Origin of the sequence: Knoellia sinensis KCTC 19936, assembly GCF_000768705.1 — a bacterium.
In the GTDB taxonomy this organism is placed as follows: Bacteria; Actinomycetota; Actinomycetes; order Actinomycetales; family Dermatophilaceae; genus Knoellia; species Knoellia sinensis.
This window is the reverse complement of the sequence record NZ_AVPJ01000027.1, coordinates 1-20,003: the sequence shown is the minus strand read 5'-3', so window position 1 is coordinate 20,003 and position 20,003 is coordinate 1. Positions and strand designations below refer to the sequence as shown.

16 protein-coding genes, 2 tRNA genes and 2 pseudogenes are annotated in these 20,003 nt (G+C 67.8%); 12 read left to right on the top strand and 8 right to left on the bottom strand.

The window, feature by feature from the left end:
- Positions 1-1,308 precede the first annotated feature (1,308 nt).
- Positions 1,309-1,572, bottom strand: a complete 264-nt coding sequence (locus N802_RS18525; protein ID WP_035919327.1) for a hypothetical protein — start codon at positions 1,570-1,572, stop codon at positions 1,309-1,311.
- Positions 1,573-1,897: 325 nt separating this feature from the next.
- Here N802_RS18525 and N802_RS18520 point away from each other — a divergent pair, with 325 nt between their 5' ends.
- From N802_RS18520 to N802_RS18500, 5 genes are all read left to right on the top strand, one after another.
- Positions 1,898-4,048, top strand: coding sequence for a catalase (locus N802_RS18520; RefSeq protein ID WP_035919325.1), 2,151 nt, complete (start codon positions 1,898-1,900; stop codon positions 4,046-4,048).
- A gap of 21 nt (positions 4,049-4,069) precedes the next feature.
- Positions 4,070-5,248 carry a zinc-dependent alcohol dehydrogenase gene (locus N802_RS18515; RefSeq protein WP_035919324.1) on the top strand — a complete coding sequence of 393 codons (1,179 nt, stop codon included), beginning with the start codon at positions 4,070-4,072 and terminating at the stop codon, positions 5,246-5,248.
- Between the two features lie 55 nt (positions 5,249-5,303).
- The gene (locus tag N802_RS18510; RefSeq protein ID WP_245614002.1) at positions 5,304-6,203 is read left to right on the top strand and encodes an SDR family NAD(P)-dependent oxidoreductase; all 900 of its coding nucleotides are present in this window, start codon (positions 5,304-5,306) and stop codon (positions 6,201-6,203) included.
- Positions 6,204-6,424: 221 nt separating this feature from the next.
- A complete protein-coding gene (locus N802_RS18505) occupies positions 6,425-7,576 on the top strand; it encodes a glycosyltransferase family 4 protein (RefSeq protein ID WP_084072348.1) in 1,152 nt (383 codons plus the stop codon).
- Positions 7,573-7,941, top strand: a complete 369-nt coding sequence (locus N802_RS18500; protein ID WP_035919322.1) for a glycogen debranching N-terminal domain-containing protein — start codon at positions 7,573-7,575, stop codon at positions 7,939-7,941. The genes N802_RS18505 and N802_RS18500 overlap by 4 nt, the downstream gene beginning before the upstream one ends.
- Positions 7,942-7,951: 10 nt before the next feature.
- On the opposite strand, the pseudogene N802_RS21135 reads toward N802_RS18500, so the two are convergent.
- The 3 genes and pseudogenes from N802_RS21135 to N802_RS18485 all read right to left on the bottom strand — a co-directional run.
- Positions 7,952-9,028 (bottom strand): annotated as a pseudogene (locus N802_RS21135) (tyrosine-type recombinase/integrase); the annotation flags it as partial.
- Between the two features lie 76 nt (positions 9,029-9,104).
- Positions 9,105-9,311, bottom strand: a complete 207-nt coding sequence (locus tag N802_RS18490; RefSeq protein WP_035919317.1) for a helix-turn-helix domain-containing protein — start codon at positions 9,309-9,311, stop codon at positions 9,105-9,107.
- 235 nt (positions 9,312-9,546) lie between these two features.
- Positions 9,547-9,619 (bottom strand) — tRNA-Arg (locus N802_RS18485).
- A 468-nt stretch (positions 9,620-10,087) separates the two neighbouring features.
- Between N802_RS18485 and N802_RS18480 the strand changes: the two genes are divergently transcribed.
- On the top strand, positions 10,088-11,920 hold the full coding sequence (locus N802_RS18480; RefSeq protein ID WP_035919316.1) for a phosphoenolpyruvate carboxykinase (GTP): 1,833 nt from the start codon (positions 10,088-10,090) through the stop codon (positions 11,918-11,920).
- A gap of 183 nt (positions 11,921-12,103) precedes the next feature.
- Here the strand turns inward: N802_RS18480 and N802_RS18475 are convergent, their stop codons facing one another.
- Both N802_RS18475 and N802_RS18470 read right to left on the bottom strand, forming a co-directional pair.
- Positions 12,104-12,763, bottom strand: coding sequence for a response regulator (locus N802_RS18475; RefSeq protein ID WP_035919334.1), 660 nt, complete (start codon positions 12,761-12,763; stop codon positions 12,104-12,106).
- Positions 12,760-13,875 carry a sensor histidine kinase gene (locus tag N802_RS18470; RefSeq protein ID WP_084072347.1) on the bottom strand — a complete coding sequence of 372 codons (1,116 nt, stop codon included), beginning with the start codon at positions 13,873-13,875 and terminating at the stop codon, positions 12,760-12,762. The genes N802_RS18475 and N802_RS18470 overlap by 4 nt, the downstream gene beginning before the upstream one ends.
- A gap of 152 nt (positions 13,876-14,027) precedes the next feature.
- Between N802_RS18470 and N802_RS18465 the strand changes: the two genes are divergently transcribed.
- Positions 14,028-14,684, top strand: a complete 657-nt coding sequence (locus N802_RS18465; RefSeq protein ID WP_035919314.1) for a hypothetical protein — start codon at positions 14,028-14,030, stop codon at positions 14,682-14,684.
- A 39-nt stretch (positions 14,685-14,723) separates the two neighbouring features.
- On the opposite strand, the gene N802_RS18460 is transcribed toward N802_RS18465, so the two are convergent.
- Complete coding sequence (locus N802_RS18460) at positions 14,724-15,596, bottom strand: methyltransferase domain-containing protein (RefSeq protein ID WP_156971513.1); 873 nt, start codon at positions 15,594-15,596, stop codon at positions 14,724-14,726.
- Positions 15,597-15,699: 103 nt separating this feature from the next.
- On the opposite strand from N802_RS18460, the gene N802_RS18455 reads away from it, so the two are divergent.
- The 4 genes and pseudogenes from N802_RS18455 to N802_RS18440 form a co-directional block, all read left to right on the top strand.
- Positions 15,700-16,563 (top strand): CoA transferase, encoded by an 864-nt coding sequence (locus tag N802_RS18455; RefSeq protein ID WP_035919309.1) that lies wholly within the window; start codon positions 15,700-15,702, stop codon positions 16,561-16,563.
- Between the two features lie 61 nt (positions 16,564-16,624).
- Positions 16,625-17,284 (top strand): TetR/AcrR family transcriptional regulator, encoded by a 660-nt coding sequence (locus tag N802_RS19765; RefSeq protein ID WP_052110160.1) that lies wholly within the window; start codon positions 16,625-16,627, stop codon positions 17,282-17,284.
- Positions 17,285-17,299: 15 nt separating this feature from the next.
- A complete protein-coding gene (locus N802_RS18445) occupies positions 17,300-18,697 on the top strand; it encodes a phenylacetate--CoA ligase family protein (RefSeq protein ID WP_035919307.1) in 1,398 nt (465 codons plus the stop codon).
- Between the two features lie 197 nt (positions 18,698-18,894).
- Positions 18,895-19,188: pseudogene (locus N802_RS18440) on the top strand (winged helix-turn-helix domain-containing protein); the annotation flags it as partial.
- Between the two features lie 41 nt (positions 19,189-19,229).
- Here the strand turns inward: N802_RS18440 and N802_RS18435 are convergent.
- The gene (locus N802_RS18435; protein WP_035919305.1) at positions 19,230-19,634 is read right to left on the bottom strand and encodes a hypothetical protein; all 405 of its coding nucleotides are present in this window, start codon (positions 19,632-19,634) and stop codon (positions 19,230-19,232) included.
- A gap of 245 nt (positions 19,635-19,879) precedes the next feature.
- Between N802_RS18435 and N802_RS18430 the strand changes: the two genes are divergently transcribed.
- Positions 19,880-19,969, top strand: a tRNA-Ser gene (locus N802_RS18430).
- The last annotated feature ends 34 nt before the right edge of the window (positions 19,970-20,003 follow it).

The window sequence follows — 20,003 nt, the reverse complement described above, 5'->3', positions numbered from 1 at the left end:
CTTCCCCATGATCACGCGCGGGACTCTTCTCAACCCACGAACCCCAACGGGCCCATCTTGCTTCGGCTAGTGCCGACCCGAGAGAAGAATGACCCCTCGCCCAAGGCTCCCACAGCAAGATGCGAAACCTTTGGGCATTCTTGACCGTTCCAAGGGCTGATCTTGGCGCGACCCATACCAAATGTTCGAGGACGCGTTCGAACACCAAAGGACCGTACGGCCCCCCCGTGCGCCGCTCTCCTCAGGTCGGGAGGACCCGGGCCCCAGCTCGGAGCCGGTGAGCGCGCGAGATCAGACCGTGGCTAGTCACGACGACCGCTTCGCCAGTGTCGCCTACGGGGTCGCGTCACGTGACTTGAGCCGGCGGAATCAGAAGATGTGCGCGCGTCTGGACACGTCTCCCGGTGACCCCAACCGCCATCGGTCCAACAATGGTCCCAAGAATGCCGATCTCCGCGACAGCAACAGCCCCGGCCGATATGGATCGACACGGGGCTGTGACCTGCTGGTTTCTGTCTCAACACAGAGTGCGCCCGAAGGGATTCGAACCCCTAACCTTCTGATCCGTAGCAAGTTCAAGTCCCCGACCCGAGCCGACCCCAGCCGTCCCCCGCGCACTGATATTTCTGCGTTTTCGCAGGTCAACGGCCTGACGAGCCTCCGAGTCGTGTCCAGTCGGCTGTTGTCTGATCGTTATCGAAGCCGCTCGCCGGTGATTTGTTGGGACCATTCTTGGACCGAAGGGCTGTGCGTCGCCGACGGAAGGGGTCGTCCCGACGTCCCTCTTTCCCGGTCCTCGGCACGGACGGGCCCAATGGGACGCTCGGCTGGGAGCGAGGGGGCCGAGGCGCTGTCGCTTGGCTTCCCTGGTGGCCCCCCGTCTACGACGTCCTGCGTGGGCTCGCGTCCTGGGCTCCGAGGTAGTGGGCCATCGTGAGCTCGACCTCGGCAAGGTCATGCCGCGCGCGGTAGTCGACGGGGTCGCGCCGCGGCCGGCAATGGATCGTTGGCCCCGCGACCCGCGAAATGACGCCGCCCTCGCCCAAGCGTCGCCTGCGGGCTGCCCCTCAATCCTGCTGGTGCTCACACCTGATGAGCGCGACAGGGCGCTCCCTATAGAAGTTCCTAACCCCCTCTAACGATCCTTTAGAAGGGCTATATGTGTCTTCTGGTCCTCAGCAGGTCCGCGCACAGGCGCCACCGCGCAGGACCGTTGGTTCGGTCAGGTTCCGGAGGCCATGTACGTCGGCGAGGATGTCGTTGAGATGGCGGTCCCCGGGGCCGGCCTTTGGTAATTCGACCCGCCCGTCAGCCCGCTTGGGAGGGCCGTTCGAGGCGCTCGACCCGCTCGCGGGCGGCGTCGTACGCCTCGTCGAGCCCGTGGCAGAGAAGGCCGACGAAGTCAGGCACCTCGTCGGCCGCGAGCCGGAAGGTGCTGACGCAGACGTTGTTGCGCCAGAGCGAGAGGACGACGACCTGCTGCTCTTGGTGCCAGGTCGCGCGAAGCGAGCGGCCATCTCCGCGGAGGTCGGGAAAGACCGCCCCGGGACGGGGCGTGCGCTGCAGGGCCATGTGCCATTGTCACCCCGCCCTTTAAGGATCCACCAGACCTGTTCCTTCCCTGCTTACGTCAGTTCGGGCACGCCGCCGTGACTGGGGTCGAAGGTCAGGCGACGATCGTCGCTGACACGCCCTGCCCGCTCGGCGGCTACTTGTTTCATTGACGGCAGGACCGTGCCTGCGCAGGCTCGGTCCAGGTGCCCGGGTTCGTCGCTCTCAATCGCGGCCGCCGAGAGATGGCGCCTTCCGTGCAGTCGACTTAGGGTCGAAGGAGAGACGTCCGCATGTGCGTGGAGCCGTCGGCTCCCGGGCACTCATTGCGAGAAGGAGCGCTGGCATGGCTACGAAGAAGACGACGAAGAAGGCGACGAAGAAGACGTCCGCTGCACGGGCCAAGAGCAAGACCAAGACCAACCCGAAGAGCGCCACCACGGGCGACGAGGTCGGCAACGGTGGCGAGCTCCACCAGCGAGCGGGCGGCGACAGTCCGCCGATGACGACCGCGCAGGGCGGACCCGTCGAGGACGACAACAACTCCCTGCGCGCCGGTGACCGTGGCCCCACCCTGATCGCGGACCACGCGTTCCGCGAGAAGATCTTCCACTTCGACCACGAGCGCATCCCCGAGCGCGTCGTCCATGCCCGCGGCTACGGCGCGCACGGAGTCTTCGAGTGCCACGAGTCCTTGGCCGACATCACCCGCGCCAGTGTCTTTGCCGGGGCGGGCAAGAAGACCGAGACGTTCGTCCGCTTCTCCACCGTCGCCGGCAACCTGGGGTCGTTCGACCTCGCCCGTGACGTGCGCGGCTTCGCGACGAAGTTCTACACCGACGAGGGCAACTGGGACCTCGTCGGCAACAACATCCCGGTGTTCTTCATCCAGGACGCAGTGAAGTTCCCTGACCTCGTCCACGCAGTCAAGGAGGAACCGGATCGCGGCTTCCCCCAGGCGCAGTCGGCGCACGACACGTTCTGGGACTTCGTCGGCCTCATGCCCGAGGCGACCCACATGACCCTGTGGCAGATGTCGGACCGCGCCATCCCGCGCTCCTTCCGGATGATGGAGGGTTTCGGCGTCCACACTTTCCGCTTCGTCAATGCCGCGGGCGAGAGCCAGTTCGTGAAGTTCCACTGGAAGCCGGTGCTCGGCATGCAGTCCGTCGTGTGGAACGAGGCCGTCAAGATCAACGGGGCCGACCCCGACTTCCATCGTCGCGACCTCTTCGACGCCATCTCGGCCGGTGACTTCCCCCAGTGGGAGCTCGGCGTCCAGGTGTTCGACGACGCCTTCGCCGACGCGTTCGACTTCGACATCCTCGACGCGACGAAGATCGTTCCCGAGGAGCTCGTCCCGGTTCGCATTGTCGGCACGATGACGCTGAACCGGTTGGTGGACAACGTCTTTGCCGAGATCGAGCAGGTCGCGTTCATGACGCAGAACGTCCCGCCGGGCATCGACTTCACCAACGACCCGCTGCTCCAGGGGCGCAACTTCTCCTACCTCGACACCCAGCTCAAGCGGCTCGGCAGCACGAACTTCAGCCAGCTCCCGGTCAACGCCCCCAAGTGCCCGGTCGCCCACTTCCAGCGCGACGGGCACATGCAGATGTCCACGCAACCGGGGCGGACGGCATACGAACCGAACTCCTTCACCGGAGCGGACCGCGGTCCGCGTGAGGTCGGTGCCGACGGGCACGTCCCGTTCCCCGACGAGGTCGCGGGTTCCATGCGCCGGATCCGCGCCGAGTCCTTCGCGGACCACTACAGCCAGGCGCGCCAGTTCTGGATCAGCCAGACGCCGGTCGAGCAGGACCACATCGTCGCCTCCTACGCGTTCGAGCTCGGCAAGTGCGAGATCCCGGCCATCCGCGAACGTGTGGTCGCCAACCTGCGCAATGTCGACAAGGAACTTGCATCCGGCATTGCCGACAAGCTGGGTATGCCGCTTCCCGCGGCTTCCAAGCCCGCCGCACCGGTTGTCGAGATGGAGCCGTCACCCGCCCTGAGCATTCTCGACAACGCCAAGGAGACCTTCGAGGGGCGCAAGCTCGGGCTCCTCATCGGTGAAGGCGCCGACGCGGCCGCGGTGAAGCGTCTCACCAAGGCCGTCGAGAAGGCAGGCGGCACGGTCGAGGTCATCGCGATCGCCGTCGGCGGGGCGATTCTCTCCGACGGCTCGACGCTCGCCGCGAAGCAGGCCGTGGCCGGAGGGCCGTCGGTGCTCTACGACGCGGTCGCGGTCGTTGCCGGGTCCGAGGGTGGCAAGGCACTCGCGGACGAACCGCCTGCCCGGGACTTCGTCACCGACGCCTTCTCGCACTTCAAGGTCATCGGTCTCGCCGGCGCCACGGACCCACTCCTCGAGGCCGCCGGCCTGGCCGGAAGGCTCGACGACGCCTGCCTGCCCGTCGGCACGGCGAAGGAGACCACGGCATACATCGCCCGTATTGCCGGCCCGCGCAAGTGGGACCGCGACCTCTCCGCCTGACCGGCGAGGAAGGAAAGAACAATGAAGGCACTGACCTGGCACGGCAAGCGCGACGTCCGCGTCGAGGAGGTCCCCGACCCACGTATCGAACTGCCGAACGACGCCATCATCAAGGTGACGTCGACTGCGATCTGCGGCTCGGACCTCCATCTCTACGAGCCCCTGGGCCCGTTCCTCTCCGAGGGGGACGTGCTCGGGCACGAAGCGATGGGCGTCGTCGAGGAGGTCGGGCCCGAGGTGACCCACATCAGGGCGGGCGACCGAGTCGTCATCCCGTTCAACATCTCCTGCGGGCACTGCTGGATGTGTGAGCGCGGGTGGACGGCGCAGTGCGAGACCACACAGGTGCGCGCACAGGACAAGGGCGCCGCGCTGTTCGGCTACACCGAGCTCTACGGTTCGGTGCCCGGCGGGCAGGCCGAGTATCTCCGGGTCCCGCAGGCCCAGTTCGGCCCGATCCCGGTGCCCGAAGGCGTGGCCGACGAACGCTTCCTCTACCTCTCCGACATTCTGCCGACGGCGTGGCAGGGCGTGGAGTATGCCGCCGTTCCCGAAGGCGGGAGTCTCGCCGTCTTCGGTCTCGGACCGGTCGGTCTGCTGGCGGTCGCGGTTGCGGTGCACCGTGGCCTGCGTGTCATCGCTGTCGACAACGTGCGGGAGCGGATGGCCCGCGCCGAGGAGTACGGCGCGACCGTCATCAGCAGCTCCGAGGACGACGTCCCCGGCGCCATCCGTGAGCTCACCGACGGCCGTGGCGTCGACGGGTCCCTCGACGCGGTCGGCATGGAGGCGCACGGCAGCCCGATCGCCGCGGCGGCGATCAAGGGCGTCGGCTTCGTGCCGGACGCCCTCGCGAAGCCGATGATGGAGAAGGCGGGCATCGACCGGCTCGCGGCCCTGCGGTCGGCCATCGGCGCGGTGCGTCGCGGCGGGACAGTGTCGATCAGTGGCGTGTACGGCGGTATGGCGGACCCGATGCCGATGATGGAGATGTTCGACAAGGGCCTGACGGTGCGCATGGGCCAGTGCAACGTCAAGAAGTGGGTCGATGACATCGTGCCGGTCGTGCTCGCGGACGGAGACCCCCTCGGGCTCGAGTCCTTGGCGACCCATCGCCTCCCTCTCGATGACGCGCCCGACGCCTACTCGATGTTCCAGAAGAAGGAGGACGGCTGCATCAAGGTCGTCCTGAAGCCATGAGCGCCCGCCGGGTGTCGCGCTCGTCGCGGGGGCCTCACGAGGACTGGGGCTGCTCGTGAGCGCCGAGCTCGTGGGGCGTGGACTCCGGGTCCACGGCTGCGCCCGCGACCCCGAGGAGCTGGACCGCGCGCGGTCGCTCATCACCAACGGCGACGTGGGGTCGAATACCCGCGCGGCACAGGGCCTTTCGTCTCGAGGTGAGTTCGTCGGGTACGTCTGCGACGTCACGAATGCCGAAGCGGATGCGGTGTCCGCCTGGGTGGACGAGGTCAAGGCCGCCGAGGGCCGTATCGACGTCGCCATCCACGTGGCCGGGATCATCCAGGTGGGCCCGGTGGAGGCGACCTCGTTGGGTCACTTCCGGGACGCCATCGACACGATGCTCCTCGGCCCGGTCCACCTGTGCCTCGCAGTGCTCCCGACAATGCTCGAGGTTGACGCGGGCCGCATCGGTATCGTCAGCTCGGTGGGCGGGGTCGTCGCCGTGCCGCACCTGCTGCCCTACTCGGTCGCCAAGTTCGGTGCTGTGGCCCTGAGCGAGGGACTGCAGGCCGAGCTCAGCGGGACCGGCGTCACCGCGACGACGATCGTCCCCGGGCTGATGCGCACCGGCGGGCACGTGCACGCGCAGTTCATCGGTGACGCACGTCGGGACTACGCCTGGTTCGCACTTGGCGCCCCCCTGCCCCTGCTGTCGATATCGGCAGAGCGGGCGGCCCGGCGCATCGTGGACGGCGTGCTCGCAGGGCGGTCCCAGGTCGAGTTGACGCCTCTGACCTGGGTGGGGCGGAGGGTGCACGGACTCGCTCCGGGGACCACGTCACGAGTGCTCGGGCTCGTGGCCCGAGCCCTGCCGAGCGTGGCGAGTGATGGGCCGTCGACTCGGGACGACGTCGGTTACGTCGAGGGCCTCCACGCGCGACGCCGCTGGGTTCGCGGATCGTCAACGGGTTGAGCGTTCTCGGTGACCGAGCCGCCTGCCGCCTCGACAAGACCGAAAGTGGGAGTTGATTCCTGAGATGCCGGGATCCAGACTGATTGAAGTCCTGAGGCACGAATTGATGAGTGCCGAGCGCATGTGGCCGTCGCCCGTGCGCTGAGAGATGTGGGAGGCAACGCCCGGGTCTCACGCGAGACCTGACGGACCGCTTCTCATGACGTGAGAGGAGCGTTGGGATGTTGCCGGAGGCCCGGCGTGCCACGCCGGAGGCAATGCACGTGGCGATGGTCGCGCCGCCCTGGTTCGAAGTTCCGCCCGTGGGTTATGGCGGCATCGAGTCGGTCGTCGCCGACCTCGTCGATCGTCTGGTCGAGCGCGGACATGAGGTCACCCTGATCGGCGCCGGACGCCACCTGACCCGTGCCTCTCGCTTCATTGCGGGGTTCGAGGAACCGCCCAGTCAGCGGCTCGGGACGCCCATTCCCGAGGTGTTGCAAGCAGCCGCGACCGCTGAGGCACTGCGTGAACTCCACGTCGACCTGGTTCACGACAACACGCTTGCCGGACCGCTTCTCGCCTGTGGTCGCGACGTGCCGACGGTGGTGACCGTGCATGGTCCCGCGACTGGCGAGTTGGGGACGTACTACTCACGGCTGGGTCGTGCCGTCAACCTCGTCGCGATCTCTGACTCGCAACGTCGACTCAATCCACGACTCAACTGGATCGGCACCGTCCACAACGCCACGAACGTGGCGAGGTTCCCCTTCCAAGCCCGCAAGGATGACTACGTGCTGTGGCTCGGCCGGTTCAACCCGGACAAGGGCGCCCATCTGGCGATCACGGCGGCCCGGACCGCGGGACTGCGGCTCGTGCTGGCGGGCAAATGCATCGAGGCGGAGGAGCGGGCCTACTTCACCCGCCATGTCGAGCCCGATCTGGGGCCGGGTGTCGAGTACGTCGGGGAGGCTGATGTCGAACTCAAACGGGAGCTGCTTGCCCATGCTCGGGCGCTGGTTTTTCCCATCCAGTGGGAGGAGCCCTTTGGGATGGTGATGATCGAGGCGATGGCCTGCGGGACTCCAGTGGTGGCCACGAGGCGGGGCAGCGTGCCCGAGGTCGTGGTGCACGCGAAGACCGGGCTCGTGGTCGACACGGTGGACGACCTGCCGGCAGCACTTGGATCCGTCGCCGACATTGATCCCGCCGCGTGTCGGCGGCATGTCGAGGAGCGGTTTGACCTCGACGTCATGGCCGCCGGCTACGAGTGTCTCTACCAACGCCTGCTGGCGAAAGCGCTGCCCCAACGGGACAGGGCGACCGTCCAGGCTCAGGACGGCACCCGGTTCACGCCGACAACGCGACACTCAGAACGGAGGCCAGTCGCGTGACCGCCACTCCGACCGAGGGCAGTACAGACGGTGCCGAGATCCCGGTGCGCCCGGGCGCCGAGGATGTCACGACCCTGGCCGGGTCGTCGTTCTGCCGCAGCAGTCGTTCCGGCGACATGGACGACAGTCACGCCCATGGGTTGTTCGTCCGTGACACCAGGGTCGTGTCCACATGGGAGCTGACCTTTGACGACGCACTTCTGGAGCCGCTGGGAGTGGCCAATCCGGACCCCTATGCCGCGATCTTCGTGGCGCGTGCGCCCAGTCGGCCCGGCGGCGTGGAGCCGACTGTGGTGATCGAGCGCCGCCGCGCCCTCGCCGAAGGCCCATGCGGCGTGCCGCTTCGACACGGAGCTCGTCTATAGCGTGTGAATACCGCTGCGCCGTTGCCATTTCAGTCCAGCCCATCACTGCCATGACCGTGCGCACGTCGATCCCTTGGACGAGCAGGAGGGTTGCGGCTGTGTGGCGGGCGTCGTGGAGCCTGGCGTCGCGGACACCCGCGGACTTGAGAATCTGCTTCCAGTCGCGCCTGTCGCGACTCGGGTCCAGGGGATTTCCGACCTCGTCTGGGAAAATCAGATCGTGGTCCTGGCGCCAGGCCGGCCCCGCGGCGAGTCGTTCCTGCGCTTGCGCCAAGCGATGCCGTCGAAGCTCATCGACTAGGGGTCCCGGGATAGCGACGGTCCGCCGGGAGGACGATGTCTTAGTTTCCACGAGCAAGATGCCACCGCCAAGGCGGTGTGGGCAGTCGCCACCTCTCTTGCGACCACACGTTGGCTCGGCCGGGGAGATGCTGCACCCGTGACGCCAAGTCTGGCGCTGAACGGCGCGGCGGATACGGACCGTACCGCCTTCCAAATTCACATCGGACCAACGCAACCCGAGCGCTTCCCCTTGGCGAAGCCCGAGCGCAAGCGCAAAGGACCAGCGTCCGGCATTGCGTCGCTGTGACGCGGCACGCAGAATCTGTTGGCACTCGCGTGCGGTTAAGGGTTCGACCTCTCGGTGGCGTACACGTGGCGGTCGCGCCACCTGAGCGGGGTTGGTTACCAGCCGCTGCCTGCGAACGGCCTCGTTGAGCGCCGAGCGGAGTACCCGGTGAACCGCGTGCACGGTGTGCTCGGACCGGCCGGCGTCCAAGAGGTTGCGGTAGAACTGCTCCAGGGTTTCGGGACGGATGTCACTCAGTGGAAGGGAGCCCAGGGCGGGGATCACGTGCACTCGCATTTGGCTTGTGTAGGTCGACAGCGTCTTCCACCGCACCGACCTTGGCAGTACTGACTCCAGCCAATGCTCGAGCCACTGCCTCAGGGTGGGATCGGCCTCGGTCCACACGTACTGGCCGGTGTCCCTCGTACGTTCCAGCTCCCTAACGGCTCGATCGAGCTCGGCCTTGGTACCGCGCGAGAGGTGTTTTCGGTCCGTACGCCCATCGAGGCGGGTCCCCATGGCCACCTTGGCGTGCCAGCGTCCATCAGCGCCGCGGTACTTCGACGGGGTGGATTCAGCCGCCGGGACCCGACGCCTACCCGGCCGGGTCACGAAGGCTGTCCAGGTAGCGGTCGAGTTCGCCCCGTTCGATGCGCACGGCTCTGCCGACCCTCAGGACGTGCAGGCGGTGGTCTGCGATTTGCCGCTCGACGGTTCGACGAGTGCACCGCAGCACGGCGGCGACTTCGGGAATGGTCAGAAGTGTGGGTGGCGCTGAGGCCGCCACGGTCATGGTGTCCATGTCGTCCCTAAGCCACACCAGGCGGCCCGGGGGTCACCTGAGGCCTCCCGAAATCGGGAATCAGGGTCTGCTGCCGACTGGGTCACACTGCCAGTGTCCCGGTCCGCCTCTGGCCACCCGTGCGGCATTGTTGGGACCATTGTTGGACCGCGACGGCGGCACGAAGAGTGAAGCAAAGCAGGCCCCTACCTGCGTTTCCGCTGGTCGGGGCCTGCTTGTCTGTCTCAACACAGAGTGCGCCCGAAGGGATTCGAACCCCTAACCTTCTGATCCGTAGTCAGATGCTCTATCCGTTGAGCTACGGGCGCTGAGTCACACCACGAGGCGCAACGATCGGAAAGCATACGCGAGCACCCGGCATACAGAGAAATCGATAGTTCCGTATGCCGTCCGCCCACCTTCCGCGCCGCCCAGCGGTCCGGTCCTGCGCCTGCTATTCGTGACCTGTCGGACGATAGTGAGGCCCACCAGGGTGACCGAAGAGCGCAGCGTGGGCGGCCGGCATACCGACTGGTGAGCCCGTGTGAGGGATGCCATAGGTGCGGAAAGGTTTCCGCGCACCAACTTCACGCCCGGACCTCCTACGGTTGTGAGGCGGACTCTCTCGGGTCCGTTACTTACGCTTCCCGCATCGAGGACAGACCCGTCTCGCGATGCGAGTACCGTGGGGAAACATTCAGCAGGTCAGTCGTCGGAGCACCTCCGAGGTGGATCCGGCGATTGACCGGGCCTCAAAGCCGGGCTCAACCCCGGAATCGGAAGGACGACCGACGCAGATGACCGCCCCCGCCGCACCCGCTCAGGGCACCACGCACGCAGGCCTCCAGGCCTGGGTCGACGAAGTTGCCGCGATGACCACCCCCGACGAGATCGTGTGGGTGACCGGGTCCGACGAGGAGTGGACCCGCCTCACCGACAAGCTCGTCGCCGCCGGCACCTTCATCAAGCTCAACGAGGAGAAGAAGCCCAACAGCTTCTACGCCGCGTCCGACCCGAGCGACGTCGCGCGCGTCGAGGACCGCACCTACATCTGCTCCGTGGACGAGAAGGACTCCGGGCCCACCAACAACTGGATGGACCCCAACGAGATGAAGGACCTCATGCGCGGGCTCTACGCCGGCTGCATGAAGGGCCGCACCATGTATGTCATCCCGTTCGTCATGGGCCACATCGAGTCGGAGCACCCGATGTTCGGGGTCGAGATCACCGACTCCGAGTACGTCGTCGCCTCCATGCGCGTCATGGCCCGTTGTGGCACCGCCGTCCTGGACCGCATCGAGGAGCTCGGTGAGGACGCGAAGTACGTCCCCGCGCTTCACTCCCTCGGCGCTCCCCTCGAGGAGGGCCAGCAGGACGTCAAGTGGCCCTGCAACCCCGAGAAGTACATCGTGCAGTTCCCCGAGGAGCGCATGATCTGGTCCTTCGGTTCCGGCTACGGCGGCAACGCCCTCCTCGGCAAGAAGTGCTACTCGCTGCGCATCGCCTCCGTCATGGCGCGCGACGAGGGCTGGATGGCCGAGCACATGCTCATCCTCAAGCTCACCTCGCCGGAGCAGCAGGTCTACTACATCGCGGCCGGCTTCCCGAGCGCCTGCGGCAAGACCAACCTCGCCATGCTCGAGCCGACCATCCCGGGTTGGAAGGTCGAGACCCTCGGTGACGACATCGCCTGGATGCGCTTCGGCAAGGACGGTCGCCTGTATGCCGTGAACCCGGAGTTCGGCTTCTTCGGCGTGGCCCCGGGCACGAACGAGCACACCAACCCCAACGCCATGAAGACGATCAACAAGGGCAACTCGGTCTTCACCAACGTTGCGCTCACCGACGACGGCGACATCTGGTGGGAGGGTCTCGAGAACATGCCCGAGCACGCGACGTCGTGGAAGGGCGAGGACTGGACCCCCGCCGACGGCGAGGCCGGCGTCCTCTCGTCGCACGCCAACTCGCGCTACTGCACCCCGATCAAGCAGTGCGACATCCTCGCGCCGGAGTACGACGACCCGCAGGGTGTCCCGATCTCCGCGATCTTCTTCGGCGGTCGCCGCAAGACGACCATCCCCCTCGTCACCGAGTCGCGCGACTGGACCCACGGCACGTTCATGGGCGCCACGCTCTCGTCCGAGACCACCGCTGCCGCGACCGGTCAGGTCGGCGTTGTCCGCCGCGACCCGATGGCGATGCTCCCCTTCATCGGCTACAACGCCGGCGACTACTTCCAGCACTGGATCAACATCGGCAAGGACGCGGACGCGACCAAGCTGCCCAAGATCTTCTACGTCAACTGGTTCCGTCGCGACGAGGAGGGCAACTTCGTGTGGCCGGGCTTCGGCGAGAACGCCCGCGTCCTCAAGTGGGCCATCGAGCGCATCGAGGGCAAGGCTGCTGCCGTCGAGACGGCCATCGGCCACGTCCCCACCCCCGAGTCGATCGACACCGAGGGCCTCGACATGGACCCGGCCGAGCTCGCCAAGGCGCTCACCGTGGACAACGAGGAGTGGAAGGCCGAGATCCCCGAGATCGAGGAGTGGTTCGCCAAGTTCGGTGACAACCTCCCGACCGCCCTGCAGGTCGAGCTCGACGGGCTGAAGGCTCGCCTCGGCGTGGAGTGATCTCCCGCTGACGCGAAGAGGCGCCGCTCCCATGTGGGGAGCGGCGCCTCTTCGCATCCCCTCGCGGGCCAGCCCCACCGGCGAACCATCAGCTCCCGCTGCGACCGCCCGCCCGTCGGCGTGTCGCGCCTCGAGGCCGGACGCCTGATAGTCCGCCGGCAGCCCAGAAGCGAGGTGGCACGCTCAGGAGCGTCCCGGGCGCACGAGTCCCAGTTCGTAGGCCGCCACCGCGGCCTGAGTCCGATCCCTCAGACCGAGTTTGCGCAGGATCGCCGCAACGTGGGTCTTGACCGTCCCCTCGCTGACGAAGAGGGATGTCGCGATCTCGTGGTTCGACCGACCCTGCGCGATCGCCTCCAAGACGTCCACCTCGCGACCGGTCAGCTTGTCCAGCTGTGCGTCGCGCGAGACCCGTGCCCCACTGAACTCGCTCACCAGACGAGCCACGAGCGAGGGCGCAAGCGTCATGTCGCCCCGTGCCACCCCATGGACGGCAGCGCGAATCGACTCCGGCGTCATGCTCTTGAGCAGGTAGCCAGAGGCTCCCGCCCGGGCAGCCGCCACGAGGTAGTCATCGTCGGCGAAGGTCGTGAGCACGAGCACCCGCGTCGCCGAGAGGTCCGGATCAGCGGCGAGGCGCTCGGTGACCTCGATCCCGGTGAGCCCAGGCATTCGAATGTCGAGCAGGGCGACGTCCGGTCGGAGCCGACGCACCATGGCCAGCGCCTCGACCCCATCCCCCGCTTCACCGAGAATCTCCAGCGCCGGGTCGCCCTCGAGCACCATCCGCAGTCCGCTGCGGACGAGGGGTTCGTCGTCGGCGAGGGTCAGCGTGACGCTCATGGCTGGCCTGCCGCCGTGGTCGGGATCGAAGCCCGCAACCGCCATCCGCCGCTCGACTCGGCTCCAGCCGCCAACTCACCGCCATAAACCGCCACACGTTCCTCGAGCCCGGCCAACCCGCGTCCTGCCCCCAGACCCAGCCGCCCGTCGCCCGCGTGCCCGTCATCGGTCACGTCGACGTCGATCTGTCCCTGCTGGACACGCAACTGCACGTCCGCACGCGTGGCTCGCGAATGCTTGAGCGTGTTGGTGAGCGCTTCCTGAACAATCCGGTATGCCGTCGCGCCCACGCTCGCGGGCACGTCACCGACGTCTCCGGTCACCTGGAGATCCACGTCGAGCCCGGCCGCGCGAACCCGGCCGATGATCTCGTCGAGGTCCGCGAGCCCCGGGGACTCGGGCCCTTCACCTTCGGGACCGAGGAGCCGCAGGAAGCGGTGCATGTCGCCGAGCGCCTGACGGCCGGTGTCACCGATGTGGCCCAGGGCCTCGGCGATGACCGGGTCGTCGGTGCGCTCGCGGGCTCCACCTGCCTGGAGGGTCATGACGGTGAGTGAGTGCGCGACGGAGTCGTGCAGATCGCGGGCGATGCGGGTGCGCTCCGCCTGGACCGCTTCGCGCGCTGCCCGATCCCGGGCCAGCTCGGCCTCAACCCGCCGGTCGGACTGCGAACGGATCACCCGCGCCATGAGCCAGACACCGACGACGATCGCCAGATTGCCGACCAGATCGGCCACCACGAGCTTTTCACCGAGGATGTCGTACGAGGTCGCAGCCGCCGCCATGATGGCGAGGGCGAGCAGACCCGCCCGCAGTGAGGCGTAGTAGCCCAACGAGAACAGCAGGACGAGCATCGCGAGGAAGCCACCGACCACGGGCGCTTCCCCAGCAAGGGTCTGCACGAACATCCCGACCGAGCAGATCGTCACCGCCCAGAAGGGCGCCCGTCTGCGGAGCACTACGGGGACCGTCATGAGCAGGAACGCGGCGTGCTGGACCGGCAGCGAGCCGCTCACCCGATCGGCCACGAGGACCAGCTCGACCTGGGCCAGGAGGGTCAACGCGGCAGCGAGCAGCCCGTCGACCACAAGCGGCGACCGGGGCCTTCTCATGTTGTGAATCGTAGGAGCGTGCGGCGTTCCCCGTCCTCCGTCTCAGGACAGAGATGCGCTGGCCTCGGGGTGGATTCGCAATTCCTCCAGCCCTCCTAGCGTCTCATCGAGGAGCTCGGGAGCGTCCCGAACCACCCACCCAGGAGGACGTCATGACCGCGACAGCAGCAGCGACATCTCAGGTTCAGGCACTGCCTGAAACCCCCGAAAGCGCCACGACCGGGACCACCGACCGCGGCCCAAGGCTCGTCTCTCTCGCTGGTGGGCTCATGCTCGGCGGCGCCGGGCTCGGCGTCTTGTTCACCAACCCGATTCCGGGCGAGACGGGTGCGGCCGTGACCGCAGCACTTGCCGCTCAGGCGGGTCTGCTGCAGGCACTGTCGATCCTTGCGGTGTTCGGCGCGGCCGCTCTGCTCGTCGCGGCCGCCCGCCTGGCCGCCCGCCTCGATGGTGTGACGGCACGGGTGGCTTCCGGGGCCGGTGTCGCAGTGGCCCTGCTCGGAGCGATGTACGTCTCGTCGTTCGGCGCCGGATCGATGGTGGGCACGCTCCTTCTCACCTCCCCCGGCCCAGGACTTGGCGAAGCCACTCTGGTCTCGATCAACGTCCTCGAGCTGACGCGATACGCCCCATCTCTGGCTGTCACCGCAGCAGCCGTCGTGGGTCGGCGCCACCTGTCCCGACCCCTCGTGGTGAGCGCTGCAGTGCTCGCCGTGCTCATCGCCGTGCCCTTCACCTCATGGGCGGCAGCAATCGTCGTTCCCCTGTGGCTCGGACTGGCCGGCGCCACGATCTCCGCTCGCGCCTGAGCCTCTGCGCTTGCGCCTCGGTGGCGGGCGTGCCGGCTGTCAGGCGGGTTTGCGTCCGATGACGGCGAACATCGTCACCGACAGGAAGGCCTCATCCCGCTGTGCAGCGGCGATGAGGCCTTCCACCAGCACGTCCGACTCGGCTTCAGTGAGGAAGCCCTCGGCCACACCACGGACGGCGTTCATCCGGAGGAACCCACCCTCGGCCAGGACCGCGTTGGGGAAAACGATGCCGGTGGAGCCGATGTCGGGGTCGACCGCGAGGCCAGCGCCGCGAAGGTGTTCTCGCAAGTGCCTTCCCGAGAACGGGTTGGGCGATGCGGCCCACATCGACTCGGCGTAGCGGCGCGCCAGTGCGGGATCCACCGGCCCCATGATGGCCGTGCCCCAGTCCGAGTCCGTCACCGCAACTCGACCTCCGGGTGCCAGAACCCGCGCGAACTCGCGGGCAGCAGCCGCCGGATCGGCCAAGTGCTGGAAGACCCGCTCGCACCGGATGATGTCGACCGATCCGTCCTCGAACGGCAGGGCGGTCGCGTCACCCTCGACGAACTCAGCCCTGGCTCCCCCGTCGCCCGCCGCGACCGCCCGCTCACGGGCCACCTCGAGCAGGAGGGTGTTGGGGTCGATGCCGACCGCGCGCCCCTCCGGCCCAACCAAGCCGGCGAGCACGCGCGTCTGGGTTCCCGCGCCACACCCGACGTCGACGGCGACCTCGCCTGCCGCGGCGCGAACTGCGTCGAGCACCCACTGCTGCAGACGCCTCACCGACGGGTACTGCTCCTGGAGGTCGAGCACGGCCAGGAGCGTCCGGAACTGGGCGTCCCCGCCGGCACCGACCTGCTCGCGCTGAAACGCCCCCGGCTCCATGACCGGTTCATCGGGAAAGCTCGCTACGGGGTCCCTGGTCACAACCTTCAGTCAACTCCTCGCGGTGCTTCATGTCTGCTGCTCGCGCAGGCCCGCAGCGCGGCCCGTCGCAACCCGGCCGCGCTGCCCGAGGCAGGATGACGCCATGACCCAGCCCGTCACCAGCACCGCCCCCCTCGCGGGGGTGCGCGTCGTCTCCATCGCCATCAACCTCCCCGGCCCTGCGGCCGCCGCACGTCTCACCGCCCTCGGCGCCGAGGTCACGACGGTCCTGCCGCCGACGGGTGACCCGATGGAGCACTACGCGCAGCCGTACTTCGACGAGATGCACGTCGGGCAGACCATCGAGCGGGTCGACCTCAAGAGCGAGGACGGCAGGGGCCGCCTCGACACCCTCCTCGCGGAGACCGACATCTTCCTCACCAGCTCACGCCCGTCGGCCCTGAAGCGGCTGGGACTCGACCCCACATCCGTGAGCGGACGGCATACGCAGGTCTGTCAGATCGACATCGTGGGCCACCCGGGTGAGGCGGCCGAGATCGCCGGCCACGACCTCACCTACCAGGCCGGCGCCGGACTCGTCCGCGGAGGCCAGATGCCCGCGACGACGATCATCGACCTCGCGGGCGCCGAGCGCGCCGTCGCCGACGCCTGCGCCGCCCTCGTGGAGCGCGCCCGCACCGGTCGAGGCTGTCACCGCGAGGTCCCCCTCTCGGACCTCGCCGACACCTTCGCGCGACCCGTCGTCCACGGCCTGACCGTGCCGGGCGGACTTCTCGGCGGTGGACTGCCCGTGTATGCCGTCTACGCCGCCTCCCAGGGTCACGTCGCCCTCGCGGCGCTCGAGCCGCACTTCACGACTCGACTGCTCGAGGTGCTGGGGATCTCCCCCGAGGACTTCAGCCGCGAGCGACTGGAGGAGACCTTCGCCGAGCGGCCCGCCGACGAGTGGCAGAAGTGGGCGGAGGAGCACGACATCCCGCTCGTGGCAGTCGCTGATCCGGCCTGACCACCCGCACATGACCACCAGGGGCCATGGACGATTCGGATAATCGCATTATTCTCATAATGTGACTATTCGAAGCGAGGCGAGGCTGACTCGCAAGGAACGCACCGAGGAGACCAACCAGCGCCTCCTCGACGCGGCGTTCGACGTCTTCTGCGCCAAGGGCTACCAGGCTGGCACCGTGGACGAGGTCGCGTCGGCGGCGGGGCTGACAACGGGAGCCGTCTACTCGCGGTATTCGGGGAAGGCCGAGCTCGTGATGGCGCTCGTGGAGCGCACCCTTGAGACCAGGGTCGCGAACTTCCGGCGCCAGATCGAGCTGGGTGAGCTCGAGTTGGGCAGTGGCGCCGCGCGTCGCTGGGCCGAAGAGGCCGTGGGCTACAGCGCCAGGCCCGGATGGGGCAGCCTCGCCCTCGAGTTGCGCATCCTCGCCGCGCGAGACCCGCACCTGGCGGAGCGCTACGCGGCGGCTCACCGTCGCTACCTGAAGGGGATGGCGGACCTCATTGTGGAGTCGATGGAAGCCAACCATGTGGCCGTCGCCATCGAGCCGAGCGACCTGGCGAGAATCCTTGCGGCCATGGCCTCGGGGATGGTCCTCGACGGCATGACCCACCGGAGCGGGCAGCCGGATTCGGGCCTGATGACCCGAGGCCTCGAGCTGCTGCTGGCTGGAGCTTTGACGGAGCAACCACCACAGGAAGTGGGCCATGGACCCACGTGAGGAGGCAGGAATGTCATGGACACGTCGACGTCGGGGCGCCTCGCTCGACTCGGAAACTGCGTCGCAGCCCTGAAGGGCGGGCGTCGGGCTGACGAGCGTGCTCGGTGGCCGCGCGAACAACTGCTGGCCTATCAGCAGGACCAACTCGGCGCCCTCGTGGCCCATGCGACGAAGAACTCCGCGTTCTATCGGGACCTCTATGGCGGAGTACTCGATCCGGGATCGGTGCGGCTCAGCGACGTGCCGTCGGTCACGAAGGCGGACTGGGTCGCATCGTTCGACGACGTGGTGACCGACCCACGCCTGCGGATCGACGAGGTCGAGGCGCATCTGGACAGGGTGCGCGACGACGAACTGCACCTCGGCGCGTACCGCGTCATGGCCTCGAGCGGGTCGACCGGTCGACGAGGCGTCTACGTCTGGGGCACGGACGACTGGCACCGGATGCTCGGCTTCGTCATGCGCGACACGCGAGCGCGTGGCGAGCAGCCTTCGATCCCGAGGCTGCGCTTGGCGGTCGTGGCCGCCCCGGATGCGCGACACATGAGTGCCCGAGCCACCCGATCCCTCGACGCCGGGATCCATCGGGTCCTGTCTCTCAATGCCGCCGCCCCTCTGGACGAGCTCGCCGCCGCCCTCCAGCGCTACCAGCCGCACAAGGTCATGGGATATCCCTCCGTGATTTCGTTGCTGGCCTCCGAGCAACTTGCCGGGAGACTCGAGATTGCACCGCGATGGGTCGTCACGACGGGCGAGATGCTCACGTCCGACATGGCTGCCCGCATCCGGGACGCCTGGGGAGTGGAGACGACGAACAACTACGCCTCGACCGAAGCCGGCCTCATGGCGGCCAGTTGCCCCGAGGAGGGAAACCTCCACCTCGCTGAGGACGGCTGCATCGTCGAGCCCGTGGATGACGAGGGCCAGCCCGCCCCGCTGGGCGAGCCCGGTACCCGAGTGCTCCTGACCAGCCTGCTCAACCGGACCCAGCCGGTGATCCGGCTGGAAATGTCCGACGAGGTCGCGCTCTCTCCGGAGCCCTGCCCCTGCGGTCGAACCCTCGGTGTGATCTCGGAGTTGCGGGGCCGGAGCGACGACATCCTCGAGTTCACCGGTGCCGCGGGCACCACCACGGTCCACCCGATCAAGGTGCACGCGGTGTTCACGTCGGTGCCCGAGGTGGTCTCCTACCAACTCGTGAAACGACCTCAGGAGCTCGAGGTGGTCATCGTCCCGTCCGGCCCGGTCGACGGACTCCCGACACGGCTGACGGAGACACTCACCGCGACCCTGGGAGAACTCGGCGTGAGGGACTTCCCCATCCGAGTGAGGGTCACGGACCACATCCCTCGCGAACCCGGCCCTGCCAAGTTCAAGCTCGTCAAGAACGAGACGGCACCGTCGACGATCTAGACCGAGCCACAGCCGCCGGCCCGCGAGGGCACGGAGGCGGGCGCACGGCATACGACAGCGTCTTGCTGGAGCTCACAGGAACCGCACAGGCAACGCAAGGCCAACCCGGATCGCTGGCCGGTGTAATTGAATACATGAGCACGTCACCGACCTCGTCAACCAAGGTGCACAGCGCCGATGGGAGCGGCGGGCGCGCGCTCGTCGTCGGCGACCTCCACATGGACGAGGACACCCGCGAGGTGCGCCGTGGCGGCGTCGAGATCACCCTGACGGCAACCGAGTTCGAGCTGCTCCGCTACCTCATGCGCAACCCCAAGCGGGTGCTGTCGAAGGCACAGATTCTCGACCGCGTCTGGGACGACGACTTCGGCGGTCAGGCCAACGTCGTCGAGCTCTACATCTCCTATCTCCGCAAGAAGATCGACGCGGGCCGCCAGCCGATGATCCACACGATCCGGGGCGTGGGATACGTCCTCAAGCCGACGGACTGAGCGACCCCGCCCGGGCTCAACCCCGGCTGCTGGCCCATGGGTCAGTACAAAGTGACGAGATAGCTTCCGTTGTCATCGAGGAAGGTCAGGACGGCCGTCCCCGGGTAGTCCTGGATCATGAGTGAGCAGGACGCCACCGAATCCTGCTTGACGTTGGCCAGGTCCTTGCAGCGGACGCCCGTGATGTCGTCAGCGCTGCCGCCGAAGTCCTCGACAGCACCCTGAAGCGCTCTCTCGACGCTCCCCTCGACCATGCCCTTGGACGCCCTGCCCGTCGTCGTGAGGCCGACGGTCCCCCAGGCCGGCAGGCCAGCGTCGTAGAGGGAGTAGGACTCCGCGCTCTCCAGTGGAGCGTCGTCGCTGAGCCGGTCGGCGGCGTACAGGATGGCGACGCTCGTCGCGATGAGGAATGAGAGCGCGCTGAGTCCGAGGGCCAGCCACGCCACCCAGGAGGGGCGGGCCTTCGGGGTGGGAGGTCCGGCGGGCGGGGGAGACCAAGGTCCCGTCTGCGGGAGTGGGGCGTGTGGCACCCCTGCGGGAAGTGAAGGCGTGACGGCATGGGGAGGTGTCGCGGGCATCTGATGGTCTCCTGGCAGGACGGGCGGGCAGCGGCCCATTGTGCCCCTTGGGAGTCGAACCACCCAGCCGCTTTGCTCGGCGCAGGGGCTGGCGGTTACCCTGTTCCGGCTGAGGAGGCGTCGCCTAGTCCGGTCTATGGCGCCGCACTGCTAATGCGGTTTGGGCTAACCGCCCATCGAGGGTTCAAATCCCTCCGCCTCCGCGCATGTGATGTCTCAGGACATCGGCAACACCCC

Bases quoted from the DNA above. Each gene is read 5' to 3' on its own strand.
- N802_RS18490 (WP_035919317.1), bottom strand. From the start codon at position 9,311: ATGGACACCATGACCGTGGCGGCCTCAGCGCCACCCACACTTCTGACC.
- N802_RS18480 (WP_035919316.1), top strand. From the start codon at position 10,088: ATGACCGCCCCCGCCGCACCCGCTCAGGGCACCACGCACGCAGGCCTC.
- N802_RS18525 (WP_035919327.1), bottom strand. From the start codon at position 1,572: ATGGCCCTGCAGCGCACGCCCCGTCCCGGGGCGGTCTTTCCCGACCTC.
- N802_RS18470 (WP_084072347.1), bottom strand. From the start codon at position 13,875: ATGAGAAGGCCCCGGTCGCCGCTTGTGGTCGACGGGCTGCTCGCTGCC.
- N802_RS18505 (WP_084072348.1), top strand. From the start codon at position 6,425: ATGTTGCCGGAGGCCCGGCGTGCCACGCCGGAGGCAATGCACGTGGCG.
- N802_RS18475 (WP_035919334.1), bottom strand. From the start codon at position 12,763: ATGAGCGTCACGCTGACCCTCGCCGACGACGAACCCCTCGTCCGCAGC.
- N802_RS18515 (WP_035919324.1), top strand. From the start codon at position 4,070: ATGAAGGCACTGACCTGGCACGGCAAGCGCGACGTCCGCGTCGAGGAG.
- N802_RS18455 (WP_035919309.1), top strand. From the start codon at position 15,700: ATGACCCAGCCCGTCACCAGCACCGCCCCCCTCGCGGGGGTGCGCGTC.
- N802_RS18520 (WP_035919325.1), top strand. From the start codon at position 1,898: ATGGCTACGAAGAAGACGACGAAGAAGGCGACGAAGAAGACGTCCGCT.
- N802_RS18445 (WP_035919307.1), top strand. From the start codon at position 17,300: ATGGACACGTCGACGTCGGGGCGCCTCGCTCGACTCGGAAACTGCGTC.
- N802_RS18465 (WP_035919314.1), top strand. From the start codon at position 14,028: ATGACCGCGACAGCAGCAGCGACATCTCAGGTTCAGGCACTGCCTGAA.